The organism is Flavobacterium xylosi, from assembly GCF_042787345.1.
GTDB lineage: Bacteria > Bacteroidota > Bacteroidia > Flavobacteriales > Flavobacteriaceae > Flavobacterium > Flavobacterium xylosi.
The window spans coordinates 34,606-49,860 of the sequence record NZ_JBHZPZ010000014.1; the positions used below are offsets into that span (position 1 = coordinate 34,606).

Genomic DNA, 15,255 nt, shown 5'->3' on the forward strand with positions numbered 1-15,255 from the left:
TGCTAAAGTATAAGCATAAAAAAAAGGGCCCATAAATGAGTCCTTTTTTTATTTAACAAAAAGATTAAACTGATTGTTCTTGCTTCTTTTTAGCTCTTTTCTCTTTATACGCTTCCCAAGTTGCTCCACCTATCCAATAAGATACGAAACCAACTAAAAAAAACATCAACCAGAATCCTATAGTAAGAACGGTTAAGAAAAGTAAAAAGCCTAAGTACTGTGAAAATTCAAACATGTTTTCCGGAATTTTGAATGTAGCCACAAATGTAGGTTTAATTCCTTTTCTTACCAATAAAAAACAACAAAAACTATCAATCAATTTTTATAAAAAGGGAATTATCCGTATTTTTGAGCTCAGAATTTGGAGCTAATCCCGCTATCCGTTGCAATCTTTTATGCCGAACACCGGCATAAAAGGATTTTCACTCTTATCGGGGCTAAAAATCGAATAAACTACTTAATACTTATAAATAACAACGAAATGAAATTCAGAATAGAAAAAGACACGATGGGTGAAGTGCAGGTTCCTGCAGACAAATATTGGGGAGCACAAACAGAACGTTCCCGAAACAATTTCAAAATCGGAGCTTCGGCTTCCATGCCAAAAGAAATTATTGAAGGATTTGCTTATCTAAAAAAAGCAGCCGCTTATGCAAACTGTGATTTAGGCGTTTTACCAATCGAAAAAAGAGATGCCATCGCTGTAGTTTGTGACGAAATCCTAGCTGGTAAATTAGACAACGAATTTCCATTGGTGATTTGGCAAACAGGTTCTGGTACGCAAAGCAACATGAACGTAAATGAAGTTGTTGCTAATCGTGCACAAGTCTTAAAAGGATTCAACATTGGCGAAGGCGAACAATTCATCAAAGCTAATGATGATGTTAATAAATCACAATCTTCTAATGATACTTTCCCAACAGGAATGCATATTGCCGCATACAAAGCAGTAGTAGAAATTACTATTCCGGGTGTTGAAAAATTAAGAGATACACTTCATGCTAAAGCGCTAGAATTTAATACGGTCGTTAAGATTGGTCGTACCCACTTAATGGATGCTACGCCACTTACATTAGGACAAGAAATTTCAGGATATGTAGCACAATTGAACTACGGTTTGAAAGCGGTCAAAAACACTTTGGCACACTTATCTGAAGTAGCTTTGGGCGGAACAGCTGTAGGAACTGGATTAAATACTCCTGAAGGATACGATGTAAAAGTAGCGGCATATATTGCTGAATTTACGGGACATCCATTCGTAACTGCTGAAAACAAATTTGAAGCACTTGCCGCTCATGATGCAATTGTAGAAACTCACGGCGCCTTAAAGCAATTGGCAGTTTCATTAAATAAAATTGCAAATGACGTTCGTATGCTGGCTTCAGGACCACGTTCAGGAATTGGTGAAATTATTATTCCAGAAAACGAACCGGGTTCCTCCATTATGCCGGGAAAAGTAAATCCTACGCAATGTGAAGCCTTAACGATGGTTTGCGCACAAGTTATGGGGAACGATGTTGCCATAACAGTTGGTGGAATGCAAGGTCATTATGAATTGAATGTATTCAAGCCATTGATGGCGGCTAACTTCCTGCAATCAGCGAGATTATTAGGTGACGCTTGTATGTCTTTTGACGAACATTGCGCACAAGGTATCGAACCAAACTACAAAAGAATTAAAGAATTGGTTGATAATTCATTGATGCTCGTTACGGCGCTGAATACTAAAATTGGATATTACAAATCGGCTGAAATTGCTCAAACCGCTCATAAAAACGGAACAACTCTAAAAGAAGAGGCCGTTCGTTTGGGTTATGTAACGCCAGAAGATTTTGATGCTTGGGTGAAACCGGAAGACATGGTAGGAAGCTTGAAATAATTATGAATTTTGAGTTATAAATTAATAGGACTGTCATTTTATAATACCAATGTATTTCATTTTGTCATTTCGACGGAGGAGAAATCTCATTAGTTATTCTCGTTATGTCATTTCTCCTTCCTCGAAATGACAAAAAAGCTAAATTTTATTCATAATAGGTAGCTTGGCATAAGTAATAAACAGTCCACTAAATTAAAACCCTTCAACATAAATTATGTTGAAGGGTTTTTTATAGACTAGATTCAACTAATTAATGCAACTTTAGGGAAAAGATAAAGATATTTTGTCCGTTTTTGGTACAGGTATCTATTACCGAACGAATAACCGCATAGTATTGCGCCCCGTTTTCGGTTTTGAATTGTCCGGATACTTTTTGTTTCACTTTTACATTTCGGATTGCTCTTTCAGAAGCATTGTTGTCCGGAGGGACTTGGTTGTGGAATAAAAAAGTAAAGACATATTGCTTGTATTTATGTATTCGCTTGCGGAATGCACAAAGATCCTTCCTGTTTTTGGAAACAGGAGTTAGCAGCAAAATGGACAATCGTTCCATGATTTTATCCCTTTGAAGTATTAGATTGAGATATTGAATTGGGGTTAAATTCCGTTTAAGTTCGATTGCTTCATATAGCAATTCCTTAAAATTTATAGCCCATTGCGATTCATAACCTTCTTCAAAAAAAACAAGTTCTCGAAGTAAATGCGGGATGCATATCTGTTGCGTTTTGCATTTTATTTAAAAATAACTCCGCCAGCAATCATGAACGAGTATGGAGTTTGTAAAACCGTTGGGGAAATTTTCGTCTACAGTAGCAGTTCCTCTATTGTTTGAAAATGTAATGTAAGTGGCAACTTGACTTTGAAAAGTCCAGAACCATTCCTTTTTCCCATTGACTTTAGCACCTGTTTCATCACCTCCAACAACTTTTTCATTTTCTACTTTTTGAGCAATCAACTCGTAGGCCGGTTAGGCTTTTTGGGCAAAGCCTTTGAGTAAGGTACAAAGAGTGCCTTGTGAGATTTTTAAATTACAAACATCGCTGAAAAACTCGCTCATTCTATCAAATGGCAAGTATTGCCTAGTGTGCATATAAGCAAATGTGGCTTGAATATTAGATCCATAACTGATAGGCGAGTTAACTCCGCTAGGAAACAAAGCTTTGGTATGATGTCCACAAGGGCAAGTTTTTTGAAATATACAGTGCTCAGTAAATTCAGCAGTAATCGGTGGTATGTCAACAACTTGTCTGCATAGCATAAATGTTGCTGTTTCATCAGACAAATCATCACCACAATGATTTTAAAATTCTGGTTGATGTTCAATGATAACATATGGGTTGGCAATCATTTCCAAGGTATTCCCTTCGTGCCCGGGTTGTCCGCCTACTTTTTTGCCTTGATTGGCGCGAAGACTTTAGGTTTTTAAAGGCCTATTTTCGTCTTTAGAGGGTGAAACTGACCTATTACGGCTGTTTTTCGATGCGTTAAGTCATCGATTTTATCAAGTAATTTTTCAACTAATGATTCTAATCGAGTAACTTTGGTCTCTAATTTAGCAACACGTTTTTTGTCGGAGTTCAATTTCTATTTGTCTGACGCAAAGGAAACAAACACCCGCAGAAAGGAAAGAAAATCAAGCGAATAGTTATTAATTAGTAATCAACAATTGTTCACAATAAAGCTGTTTTTCCAAAAGCAGAAAGGCAAAATTGTTCATAACTATGTTTTTTTTCAAACAAGATGAATGGTTACAAAATAACAATTTAATAAAAGTGCCAAATTAAATTTAATTCGTGAAGTCTAATTATTCCTTTTTAAAGACCCAAAATACTTATTAAGAATAAAAAACAATAACAAAAATTTAAGTACTAAAATTGTATATAATTTATTTTTTTAAATACTTTTGCTGACTTAACTTAATTAACTAATAAATAATGAAAAAAATAATTTTATTACTTTCGGCTGTTGTGCTATTGACTTCTTGTACTAAAGATAAATACACCATCTCTGGAACTGCAGCAGGATTTGAAAATGGAAAAACAGTAATCATGGAAACCCAGAATGAAAATGGTATGGGAATGATTGCTATCGATACTGTAAAAATTGAAAACGGTAAATTTGAAATTAAAGGAAAATCTTTAGAGCCTTCTTTTCATACATTACAAATTGAGGGTGCACAAGATAAAATTCCTTTTATTTTAGAAAATGGAGATATTACCATAATTGTAAATAAAGACAGTATTCAAAAATCGAAAGTTTCTGGTACCTATAATAATGACGAGTATGTGACTTTCAATAAGGAAATCAATCAAGTTCAAAAGAAATTAATGGATTTCCAAACGAAAAACATGCAAGCGATGAACGCTGCTCAGCAAGCTAAAGATACTGTTGTAATCAATGGATTGATGAAAGATTTCGCCAAAATTCAACAAGAAGTTGGCGAAGCCTCAAAAGCTAAATATGTAGCTTATGCAGAAACTCACCCAAAATCATTTATTTCTGTCTTAATTATTCAAGGAATGTTGAATGATCCAAGTGCTGATGTTAAAAAATCAGAAAAAATATACAATAGCTTTGATGAGTCTTTAAAAAATACTAAACCAGGTAAAGCGGTAAAAACAAAACTTACTGAAATGAAATCACCATCTGTTGGAGCTACTCCTCCAGCACCTGCTCCAGCTCCAGCAGCTGAAGCTAAATGAAGAGCAGATTTTTCTGGTCCTAATCCTGAAGGGAAAGTAATATCCCTGAAAGAATGTTTAGGAAAAGTTACAATAGTTGATTTTTGGGCTTCCTGGTGTGGTCCATGTCGTCAAGAAAACCCAAATGTTGTAGCAATATATAAAGACCTACATTCAAAAGGTCTTAATATCGTTGGGGTGTCTTTAGATAAAGATGCGAAAGCTTGGAAAGAAGCTATCGCAAAAGATAAATTGACTTGGAATCATGTTTCAAATTTAAAATTTTGGGACGAGCCAATAGCCAGACAATATAAAGTAGAATCTATTCCTGCCACTTTTATTCTTGATGAATCAGGAAATGTAGTAGCAAAAGATCTAAGAGGTGCCGAATTAAGAGCAAAAATTATCGAACTTTTAGCTAAATAAGCCCAATTAACAGAATAAACTAAAAAATCTCCCTAGTGGAGGTTTTTTTATTTTATTCAATACCAATGGTTTAAAAATAATACTAAAATTAAGTGTAAATATAGTTTGGAAACTTCGAAACAGTTTTTATATTTGCACCCGGTTAGCACAATAAGCAATGCTTGTTGAGTCTTGGGGAGATACTCAAGCGGCCAACGAGGGCAGACTGTAAATCTGCTGTGTAAACTTCGCAGGTTCGAATCCTGCTCTCCCCACTAAAACGTTTCAAGCAATTGAAACGTTTTTTTTGTGAAAATAAACATGAATCAAATAAGCCCTTATTTCAATATAATCCCAAAAAAAAGTCCCATCTCATTTTTACTGAGATGGGACTTTTACAATTTATTGGAATTATTTTTTATTCTAAAATAAAACTTACAGTTACATTGGCCGTAATATTGATTTCGCCAACTGCCAGCGTTTCCCTTGGAGCTTTCGTATCGCTCATTTCCATTGATTTCATGGCCATATACACGGGTTGAGGATAATAAGTCTGTGAATTGTCAGATATCGTCATAGCGCGCCCTATTTTTTGTCCAAGAACAGCAACATAGTCCTCCGCTTTCATTTTTGCCTCTTTCATCGCTAGTTTTCTTGCTTCAGATTGGTATTGAGCCAACTTTGAGGATTGAAAGATCACATTATCTATTCGGTTAATTCCCTGATCAACCAATCCTTCCATTAATTCATCATATTTTGATAAATCTTTTAGTAAGATCTCAAGGGTTTGAGTTGCATTATAACTGTGTTTCTTTTTTTCATAATCGTATTGAGGATTCAAAGACACACGTTGCGTTTTATAATCAGCGGGAGCCAAGTTCATTTTTTTGACAAACCTTAAAACTGCTTCCATTTTTTGATCGTTGTCTTTTTTAACGTCTTTCGCATTATTACCTTTTGTTTCAATAGTAACAACTAGTGTTGATTGATCCGGAACAACCTTTACTTTGCCTTCTCCATTTACACTTATTTGAGGGACTTGTTTGATTTCTTGACCATAGGATACCGTCAGAAACAGAATCGACAGAACTAGTAATGCTTTTTTCATCTTAATATTATTTAATTGTTTTTTGTTTTACTATTCTTTCAAAAGCTGTGCCATTACTTATAGTTTCCCCATCTTTTCCATCACAAAAAGAATAACTATAGGAATAGCTAATAAAACTACCATTAAGGTGTGATCTACGAACAATTGAGGCTCTTTTATCAATGTAATCACATAACCTCCAATAGCACCTCCAAAATGAGCGGTATGACCAATGTTATCATTCTTGGCTTTCATACCATAAATAGAATACATCAGGTAAAGAATTCCAAAAAGATAAGCGGGTATAGGAATAACGAAAAATATACCCAACATCATATCCGGTTGTAATAAAATGGCCGAATATAAAACTCCAGTCACAGCTCCCGATGCTCCAACTGCTCTATAGCTATAATCATTTTTATGCAAAAGCATGGTCAATAAACTTCCGAAAATCAAACTCCCGATATAAATCAAAGCAAAAGAGAAATCCCCCAAATGATCAATAACAACCGGTGCAAAAAAATATAGCGTCAACATATTAAAAATCAAATGTGGGAAATCTGCATGAAGAAATCCTGATGAAAACATTCGAATTTGCTCTCCTGCACGAATACTGCCCACATGAAATTCATATTTTCTAAAAAAAGAAAGATCATTAAAACCTTTATAACTCATCAGTACATTGGCAACTATTATTCCTATTAAAATGGCATTCATAAAGTCTGTTTATTGTGAATTGTAAATGTAGTGATTCTCTTAGATCTCACTAGTAAGTGTTCAAAATTTATATGGATATTCATTTTTGACTTATATTTGCAAGAAAAATTTACTGAATGCAATTTCTTATATTTACAATAGCCTATCCTTTTCTTTGGATTGTTTCCATTCTTCCTTTTCGTATTTTTTATTTGCTCTCGGATATAGTCTATTTCATAGTCTATTATATTATTGGTTACCGAAAGAAAACTGTTAGAGAAAATTTAGCTTTAGCATTACCTCATCTTAGTCCTAAGGAGCGTCTTGATATTGAGAAAAAATCGTATCAGCATTTATGCGATATGTTCATGGAAATGATAAAAACCATGACCATTTCATCGGAAGAAATGAACAAGAGATTCGTAATAACAAATCTGGAAGTTATTAAGGAATATGAAAAGAAAGGAAAAAGTATTGTATTATTAGCCTCCCATTATGCAAGTTGGGAATGGTTGATAACGCTTAATGATAAAACATCATTCCGCGGAATCGGAGTATATAAAAAAATAGCCAATAAATATTTCGATAAACTTATAAGAGATATTCGGTCAAAATATGATGCTGAATTAGTTGTAACTAGAGAAACTATTCCTTTAATAGCAAAAAACCAAAAACAAGGAATTTTATGTATTTATGGATTAGCCAGTGATCAATCCCCAAAATTTGATAGAATATTTCATTGGGACACCTTTATGGGTGTTGAAGTTCCGGTGCATACCGGTGCCGAAATGATTGCAAAAAAATATGATTTGAGTGTCGTTTTTGTAAAAGTAAAAAAGGTCAAAAGAGGGTATTATGAAGCGACCTTCGTCCCTATCACAGACAATCCTAAGTCAGTTCCGGATTTTGGAATTACGCATACCTTCATAAAAGAAGTAGAAAAACAAATTAACGATGCACCCCAATATTATTTCTGGACCCATAAAAGATGGAAACACAGGAAATAGTGTTCAGTCGCAGTTTCCAGTTAAAAAAAAAACACATATTATAAACAATAGCGTTTATAATATGTGCTTTTTTTAGTTTCTTAAAACCTCAACTCTTATAATAAAAACCAGCTTTTTACCAATTCATCTTCTAATGGTTTTGCCTGTTTGTTTATAAATTCATTAGTAAGAGGATTATAATCATAATCCAAAGCCCAAGTTTTATGGTTTTCTGCCAATGCTTTTATTCCGTTACAGACGAATTCAATTTCAGCATTTGTAGTTGTTGGATGAATCGACATTCTGATCCAACCCGGTTTTCTGATTAAATCGCCCAAAGTAATTTCGTCAATCAATTTATGGGATGTTTCCTGGTCCACATGCAACAGAAAATGCCCGTAAGTTCCGGCGCAACTGCAACCGCCACGTGTTTGAATTCCGAATTTATCATTCAGCAATTTTACGCCCAAATTAAAATGCAGGTTTTCAATAAAAAAAGAAATTACCCCTAACCTATCATGATGTTGACCGGCAAGAATTTTAATGTTTGGTATATTTCCTAATGATTCAAAAATATAATCCACGATCTCGTGCTCGCGTTTCAGGATATTATCAATCCCCATTTGCTCTTTCAACTGAACAGCCAATGCGGTTTTTATGACTTGAAGAAAACCTGGAGTTCCACCATCTTCCCTGTCTTCAATATTATCTATGTATTTGTGTTCTCCCCAAGGGTTAGTCCAACTTACGGTTCCGCCTCCAGGACAATCAGGCACTAAATTCTGATATAATTTTTTATTGAATACTAAAATACCGCAAGTCCCGGGTCCGCCAAGAAACTTGTGTGGGGAAAAGAAAATTGCGTCCAGATAACTTTCCGGATCTTCGGGATGCATGTCTATTTTTACATAAGGTCCTGAACAGGCAAAATCCACAAAACAAAGTCCGTTATGTTGATGCATCAATTTTGCTGCTTCATGATAGGGCGTTCTAATTCCGGTAACATTAGAGCAAGAAGTAATTGAAGCAATTTTGAAACTTCTGTCCTTATATTTTTCAAGCAGTATTTCTAAATTTTCAATACTGAACAAACCATCTTCAGTGGACGGAATTACGGCAACATCAGCAATAGTTTCTAACCAAGAGGTTTGATTGGAATGATGTTCCATGTGAGAAATAAAAACAACTGGCTTTTTTTCGACTGGAATTGTGATAAAATCTTTCAGATTTTCTGGGACTTTTAATCCTAAAATACGCTGGAATTTATTCACAACACCTGTCATTCCGGTTCCATCGGTTATTAAAACATCGTCACTATTTGCATTGACATGATGTTTGATAATGTGACGTGCCTGATGATATGCCTTAGTCATTGCTGTACCGGACACAGTAGTTTCTGTATGAGTATTGGCAACAAAAGGACCAAATTCATTCATCAATTTTTCCTCAATAGGGCGATACAAACGACCACTGGCTGTCCAATCCGTATAAATAATTTGTTGCTCCCCGTAAGGTGTTTCAAATTTTTGATTGATTCCAATAATGTTCTTGCGAAACTGTTGGAAGTATTGTTCTAATTGAGTTGGAGTTTCTGTGGTATTCATTGTATTCTTAATTTGAGTTCAAAGATATAGGTTTTCTTGGAATTTCTGAAATTAGAAATTTATTTGGATGGCCGCTTTTGAAACGGGACAGTTTGAATTTCTAAACCGCGCCCAAAAAAACAACAATCTTTCCCAATTTAGCCCCGGTTGCAGTGAAAATCCTTTCTAGTCCTGAACTTGTTTCAGGACTAGAAAGATTGAAACGTAAAACGGGAACATTATTCCTGAAAAAGCCCCAATCATTCGCTCCAAAAACTAAAAACAAGTTCAGCTTAAAAACAAAATCCTTTCAAAAGTTTACACTCTGAAAGGATTTTTTATTTTATAACCGTTGGGTTTATAAATCAAACCCTACTGAAAACTGCCAAACTCTGTTGTGCGCTTTCCCTTGGTCATACAAATCACCTAAACCTAAGTGGTATCTAACTCCCAAGCTTACACCTGAATTAGTTTTAAAACCTCCTCCAAAGTTCATTCCCCAATCAAAATTATTAGGGTCGTATTCTTGTGAACTACTAAACAAACCATCGTACTCTTCTTTATGAGAAATAGCCAATCCTACTTGCGGACCCGCTTCAAGAAAGAAGTTTTTAGACGGATACGCTTTAAGCATTACCGGTAAATTGATATAATTCAGCTTTTGGGTAAAGGTCCCGCTACTGTTCTTTATCTCATATCCTTGTTGAGAATACATTAATTCTGGTTGAATAGAAAAATTTTCGCTTAAAAATTCCTCTCCATAAACACCAATGTGAAATCCATGACGCTGTCCTGTTTCACCTTCGCCATCATAATTTACAGCAGCTAAATTATAACCTCCTTTTATACCTGCGTTTGATTTAGGAGTAGTTCTATTTTGTGCGCTTATTGATGCTACCATCCCAAAAAATAAAGCGATTATTAAATTCTGTTTTTTCATAAAATTATTGTTTTGAATTATTAAATTAAATTGATTTTATTTTCCCCCATTGGCACGAAGATCTGCAATACATTGCGCATCCAGTTGTGGTGCTGTACCTCCTGATACCATATTAGTAATACCTTTACCTGTTTCTGATGACCAAAACATCAGGCAACTTTCGACATTACAATGCTTTGGATGTGCAGCATCTTCATGATTACTTTGTAATGTTGCACCAAGATTTGTAAGGCCCAGAATATGTCCAAACTCATGGGTGATTACTGTTGTTTCTAATAAAGTTCTGTTGGGTTCAAATGGGCTGTCACTTAAGCCTTGAACTGTTTGTTCATAAATGACAAATGAAGTATTTCTATAAGCTGTTCCTAAAATAACACTTGTGCTGGTGTCACTCGTTGATTGTCCATCAGCAAAAAATGCCCATATCGCGATTTGATTTGCAGTATTGTATTTTGTTCTGTTGGCATCTTCAATAGCTGCGATTTCTTCAATTGTGTAAGGAGCGTTTCCAGGTGAGGCAATTGCTCTTTTAATTACACTGATTCCTCCAGGTTTATAGGTTCTGGCTTCCAGAAATGCAACGAAGTTGTTTATTGTAGCAGTTGTTGGTTCAAAACCGGCTACATATACCACTTCAATAATGGTACTTTTAAATGTTTTATCAGACAATAAATCATTAGATGAACTTCCAGTTGCCTGTTTATTCGTATTAGGATTTACTGTGACTGAGTTATCAATGGGATCATCTTCTTTTGAACAGGATACAAATAGGAAAAAACCAACTGTTAGTATTGCAAATATTTTTTTCAATTTTTATTTTTTAATTATTAATTATTAATTCATTCTTCAGTTTAAAACTCAAATAATTCCATCAGCTAACGCTATACTTTTTTGACAACATAATAGAATCAAAAATCCGTTGTTGATTTACGAAATAAAGTGTCAGTTGGATTTAAATCCCAAAAAATTAGAAAATTATTCGTTTTCATTATTAGACAAACTTCTATTTAAAGGAATTAGTATGATTATGAAAGACTTTTTAAATGAATTATTTCTAATCTACTGACTAAAAAGCATTTGCAAATAAGCACCAACCAGCAATTTTTTATTGAATGAAGCAATAATTAATTTTCGATAAGTAATCAAGTTTGATAAAACAAAACCCTTTCAAAATAGAATTTGAAAGGGTTTTATTCTGTTAGGAAAAGTGATTTTAAATTCCAGCTACTGCTTTAATTTCGTCAATGATTCGTAATGCCAAAGCATCCGCTTTTTCTTGTGAAGCCGCTTCCGTATATATACGAATAATTGGCTCTGTGTTCGATTTTCTTAGGTGAACCCAATTTTCAGCAAAGTCAATTTTTACTCCGTCAATAGTAGTAATATCTTCATTTTTGTATTTCTCCGTCATGGCAACAAGAATCGCATCCACATCAATTTGTGGCGTCAATTCGATTTTGTTTTTGCTCATATAATATTCCGGATACGAAGCACGCAAAGCAGAAACTGTCATTTTTTTGTTGGCCAAATGCGTTAAGAATAGCGCCACTCCCACCAAACTATCACGACCGTAATGCAGTTCCGGATAAATGATTCCGCCGTTTCCTTCGCCACCAATTACGGCATTATTTTTTTTCATCAACTCGACTACGTTAACCTCACCTACGGCACTGGCTTCGTAATTTCCGTTATGTGCATTGGTCACATCGCGTAACGCACGGGAAGACGACATATTAGAAACGGTATTTCCCGGTGTTTTACTCAATACATAATCGGCGCAAGCTACTAATGTATATTCTTCACCAAACATTTCTCCATCTTCGCAAATGAAAGCCAAGCGATCCACATCAGGATCAACGACAATTCCTAAATCAGCTTTTTCTTTGACAACCAATTCCGAAATATCAGTCAAATGTTCTTTTAAAGGTTCCGGGTTATGAGGAAAATGACCGTTTGGTTCACAGTATAATTCTACCACTTCAACACCCATTAACTCTAACAATCTTGGTATAATAATTCCACCCGAAGAATTTACGCCATCAACTACCACTTTGAATTTAGCCGCTTTCACTGCATCAACATCTACCAAAGGCAAATTCAATACTTCATCAATATGAATATCCATGTACGCATCATTAATCATAATGGCTCCCAAATCATCCACATCCGAGAAATCGAAAGCTTCCTCTTCAGCAATTTCTAGAATTTTTAAGCCTTCTTCTCCGTTTAAGAATTCTCCTTTTTCATTCAATAATTTCAAGGCATTCCATTGTTTTGGATTGTGGGAAGCAGTAAGAATAATTCCACCTTCCGCTTTTTCAAGAGGAACAGCCACTTCAACAGTTGGTGTTGTTGAAAGCCCCAAATCAATCACGTCAATTCCTAAACCAATTAAAGTGTTTACTACTAAATTGTGAATCATTGGTCCCGAAATACGGGCGTCACGACCTACAACTACCGTTATTTTTTCTTTACCAATATATTTTTTCAACCAAGTTCCATACGCCGAAGCAAATTTAACCGCATCAACCGGAGTAAGATTATCCCCTACTTTCCCGCCAATAGTTCCACGAATTCCTGATATTGATTTTATTAAAGTCATTGATTATTATTTTAATTTTTGAATTATAAATTTTAAATTGCTCACAAATATAATAATTGACGGTTTATAAAAGTCATTTTGAATTCAAAATTCATCATTTAAATTCCTAAATTAGGCGAATGAATTTTCTAGCACACATATACCTTTCTGGCGATAATGATTTAATAAAAATTGGCAATTTTATGGCCGATGGAATTCGGGGGAAACATTTTGAAAGTTATCCCACTGATGTTCAAAAAGGAATCATTCTTCACCGTGCGATTGACACTTTTACGGATGCGCATCCCACATTCAGAAAAAGCACCAAACGCCTGCATGAAAATTACCATCATTATGCGGGTGTAATCGTAGATGTTTTCTACGATCATTTTTTGGCAAAAAACTGGGCCAAATATTCTGATGAGAAACTAAAGATTTTTGTAGATCGGTTTTATCAATCTTTATATGATAATAATGACATTCTTTCCGAAAGAACCAAAGGAATTATGCCCTATATGATTGAACATAATTGGCTGGTGAGTTATCAAACAGTGGAAGGAATCAATCGAATTTTGACACAAATGGATCATCGAACTAATAATGAATCCAAAATGCGTTTTGCCACCAATGAACTTTCGGAATTTTATTCAGAATTTGAAACTGAGTTTACCGAGTTTTTTAAAGAATTAATACTATTTTCGAATGATAAAATAATGACCTTATGAAAAAAATACTTTTTCTCCTTGCCTTTACTGTTTTGGGTTGCAAATCGAATGAAAAAACTGTTGAACCAACTGGTTTAGTAACTTCAAAAGCGATGGTGGTTTCTGCTCGCGAGGAAGCTTCACAGATAGGAGTTGAAATCATGAAAAAGGGCGGAAATGCATTTGATGCTATGGTAGCCACTGAACTGGCTTTAGCAGTTTCACATCCACAGGCGGGAAATATTGGCGGAGGTGGTTTCATGGTTTTCAGAAAAGCCAATGGCAAAACAGGCGCTATAGATTACAGAGAAAAAGCACCTTTGGCCGCTACCAAAGATATGTATCTGGATAAAAATGGAAATGTAATTGAAGGTAAAAGTACAGAAACTGCTTTGGCATCTGGAATACCCGGTACAATTGCAGGAATATTTGAAGTACATAAAAAATATGGTTCTTTACCTATAAGTGAAATTTTAAAACCTATAATCGCTTTGGCAGAAAGAGGTGTTATTGTCACTAAATTTCAAGCGCAAAGTTTAGCTGATTACAGAGCTTCTTTCATCAAGGCTAACGGGCGTAACAGTTTGTTTTCGAAAGAATACAAGGAAAATGATACTATCAAATATCCAGCATTGGCAGCAACATTAAAACGAATTGCCATAAACGGTCGTGATGAATTTTACAATGGAGAAACTGCTCAAAAATTAGTTGCTTTTTTGGCTAAAAAGGGCGGAAATGTAACAATGGAAGATCTAAAAAAATATCAGGCTAAATGGAGAGCTCCCATTACATTTCAATACAAAGAATTAAAGATTACCTCTATGTCTCCCCCAAGCAGCGGCGGGATTTGTTTGAATCAAATTATGAAAATGATTGAGCCTTACAACCTTTCACAAATGGGTCATAACAGTCAAAAAACGATTCAGGTAATAACGGAAGCGGAACGAAGAGCGTATGCTGATCGGAATTATTTCTTGGGTGATCCTGATTTTGTAAAGCTTCCGATAAAAGAATTAGTCGATCCAGCCTATTTAGAAAAAAGAATGAGCGATTTTTCGTTCGATAAAGCTTCAAAATCTTCGGATATCGCTAATGGGGAAATCAAAGGATATGAGAGCAAACAAACGACCCATTATTCTATTGTGGATTCAAAAGGGAATGCAGTATCGGTAACCACCACATTAAATGACAATTATGGTTCTAAAATATATTGCGATGAATTGGGTTTCTTTTTAAACAATCAAATGGATGATTTTAGCGCTAAACCCGGAGTTCCAAACTTATATGGACTTACAGGAACCGAAGCTAACAGCATCGCTCCCGAAAAAAGAATGCTGAGTTCCATGTCTCCAACAATTGTAGAGAAAGAAGGGAAACTTTTCATGGTTGTAGGAACTCCGGGAGGTTCAACGATTATTACGTCGGTTTTACAGACGATATTGAATGTTTATGAATTTGGCTTAAGCATGCAGGATGCAGTAAATGCTCCTAGATTTCATCATCAATGGCTGCCTGATGAAGTTACTTTTGAACCCAATTCTTTCGATAAAGAATTATTGAACAACTTGAAGAAAAAGGGATATATTATCAATGAAAAAAACAAAGAAATCATTGGTGAAGTAGATGCTGTTTTAGTTCTTCCAAATGGCAAACTGGAAGGTGGCGCAGATAAAAGAGGTGATAATAAAGCTGTTGGTTTTTAAATTTATACTA

Annotated in this window: 12 protein-coding genes, 1 tRNA gene and 2 pseudogenes; 7 read left to right on the top strand and 8 right to left on the bottom strand. The window is 35.0% G+C overall.

Annotated features, from left to right (window positions below; translation table 11 throughout):
* Positions 1-64: 64 nt before the first annotated feature.
* Positions 65-262, bottom strand: a complete 198-nt coding sequence (locus tag ACFX5E_RS12185; protein ID WP_379855464.1) for a hypothetical protein — start codon at positions 260-262, stop codon at positions 65-67.
* 219 nt (positions 263-481) lie between these two features.
* Between ACFX5E_RS12185 and fumC the strand changes: the two genes are divergently transcribed.
* Complete coding sequence (fumC, locus tag ACFX5E_RS12190; protein WP_379855422.1) at positions 482-1,879, top strand: class II fumarate hydratase; 1,398 nt, start codon at positions 482-484, stop codon at positions 1,877-1,879.
* A 250-nt stretch (positions 1,880-2,129) separates the two neighbouring features.
* On the opposite strand, the pseudogene ACFX5E_RS12195 reads toward fumC, so the two are convergent.
* Positions 2,130-2,834: pseudogene (locus ACFX5E_RS12195) on the bottom strand (IS66 family transposase).
* Positions 2,835-3,813: 979 nt separating this feature from the next.
* Between ACFX5E_RS12195 and ACFX5E_RS12200 the strand changes: the two are divergent.
* The 3 genes and pseudogenes from ACFX5E_RS12200 (at position 3,814) to ACFX5E_RS12210 (ending at position 5,240) form a co-directional block, all read left to right on the top strand.
* Complete coding sequence (locus tag ACFX5E_RS12200) at positions 3,814-4,581, top strand: DUF4369 domain-containing protein (RefSeq protein ID WP_379855423.1); 768 nt, start codon at positions 3,814-3,816, stop codon at positions 4,579-4,581.
* Between the two features lie 18 nt (positions 4,582-4,599).
* Positions 4,600-4,986 (top strand): annotated as a pseudogene (locus tag ACFX5E_RS12205) (peroxiredoxin family protein); the annotation flags it as partial.
* Positions 4,987-5,159: 173 nt separating this feature from the next.
* Positions 5,160-5,240 (top strand) — tRNA-Tyr (locus ACFX5E_RS12210).
* Between the two features lie 143 nt (positions 5,241-5,383).
* Here ACFX5E_RS12210 and ACFX5E_RS12215 read toward each other — a convergent pair.
* Both ACFX5E_RS12215 and ACFX5E_RS12220 read right to left on the bottom strand, forming a co-directional pair.
* Complete coding sequence (locus tag ACFX5E_RS12215; protein WP_379855424.1) at positions 5,384-6,073, bottom strand: SIMPL domain-containing protein; 690 nt, start codon at positions 6,071-6,073, stop codon at positions 5,384-5,386.
* Between the two features lie 57 nt (positions 6,074-6,130).
* On the bottom strand, positions 6,131-6,769 hold the full coding sequence (locus tag ACFX5E_RS12220; protein WP_379855425.1) for a rhomboid family intramembrane serine protease: 639 nt from the start codon (positions 6,767-6,769) through the stop codon (positions 6,131-6,133).
* A 116-nt stretch (positions 6,770-6,885) separates the two neighbouring features.
* Here ACFX5E_RS12220 and ACFX5E_RS12225 point away from each other — a divergent pair, with 116 nt between their 5' ends.
* Positions 6,886-7,755: a lysophospholipid acyltransferase family protein gene (locus ACFX5E_RS12225; protein ID WP_379855426.1), complete on the top strand. Its 870-nt coding sequence runs from the start codon at positions 6,886-6,888 to the stop codon at positions 7,753-7,755.
* A 95-nt stretch (positions 7,756-7,850) separates the two neighbouring features.
* Here ACFX5E_RS12225 and ACFX5E_RS12230 read toward each other — a convergent pair whose 3' ends face one another.
* The 4 genes from ACFX5E_RS12230 to glmM all read right to left on the bottom strand — a co-directional run bounded on the left by ACFX5E_RS12230 (position 7,851) and on the right by glmM (position 12,859).
* Entirely contained in the window at positions 7,851-9,338 is a 1,488-nt protein-coding gene (locus ACFX5E_RS12230; protein ID WP_379855427.1) for an aminotransferase class V-fold PLP-dependent enzyme, read from the bottom strand.
* A gap of 337 nt (positions 9,339-9,675) precedes the next feature.
* A complete protein-coding gene (locus ACFX5E_RS12235; protein ID WP_379855428.1) occupies positions 9,676-10,257 on the bottom strand; it encodes a porin family protein in 582 nt (193 codons plus the stop codon).
* A gap of 36 nt (positions 10,258-10,293) precedes the next feature.
* A complete protein-coding gene (locus ACFX5E_RS12240) occupies positions 10,294-11,067 on the bottom strand; it encodes a membrane metalloprotease (RefSeq protein WP_379855429.1) in 774 nt (257 codons plus the stop codon).
* 403 nt (positions 11,068-11,470) lie between these two features.
* Positions 11,471-12,859 (bottom strand): phosphoglucosamine mutase, encoded by a 1,389-nt coding sequence (gene glmM, locus ACFX5E_RS12245; protein ID WP_379855430.1) that lies wholly within the window; start codon positions 12,857-12,859, stop codon positions 11,471-11,473.
* A gap of 119 nt (positions 12,860-12,978) precedes the next feature.
* Here glmM and ACFX5E_RS12250 point away from each other — a divergent pair, with 119 nt between their 5' ends.
* Positions 12,979-13,563, top strand: a complete 585-nt coding sequence (locus tag ACFX5E_RS12250) for an acyl carrier protein phosphodiesterase (protein ID WP_379855431.1) — start codon at positions 12,979-12,981, stop codon at positions 13,561-13,563.
* Positions 13,560-15,245, top strand: a complete 1,686-nt coding sequence (gene ggt / locus ACFX5E_RS12255; protein ID WP_379855432.1) for a gamma-glutamyltransferase — start codon at positions 13,560-13,562, stop codon at positions 15,243-15,245. Before ACFX5E_RS12250 ends, ggt begins: the two co-directional genes overlap by 4 nt.
* The last annotated feature ends 10 nt before the right edge of the window (positions 15,246-15,255 follow it).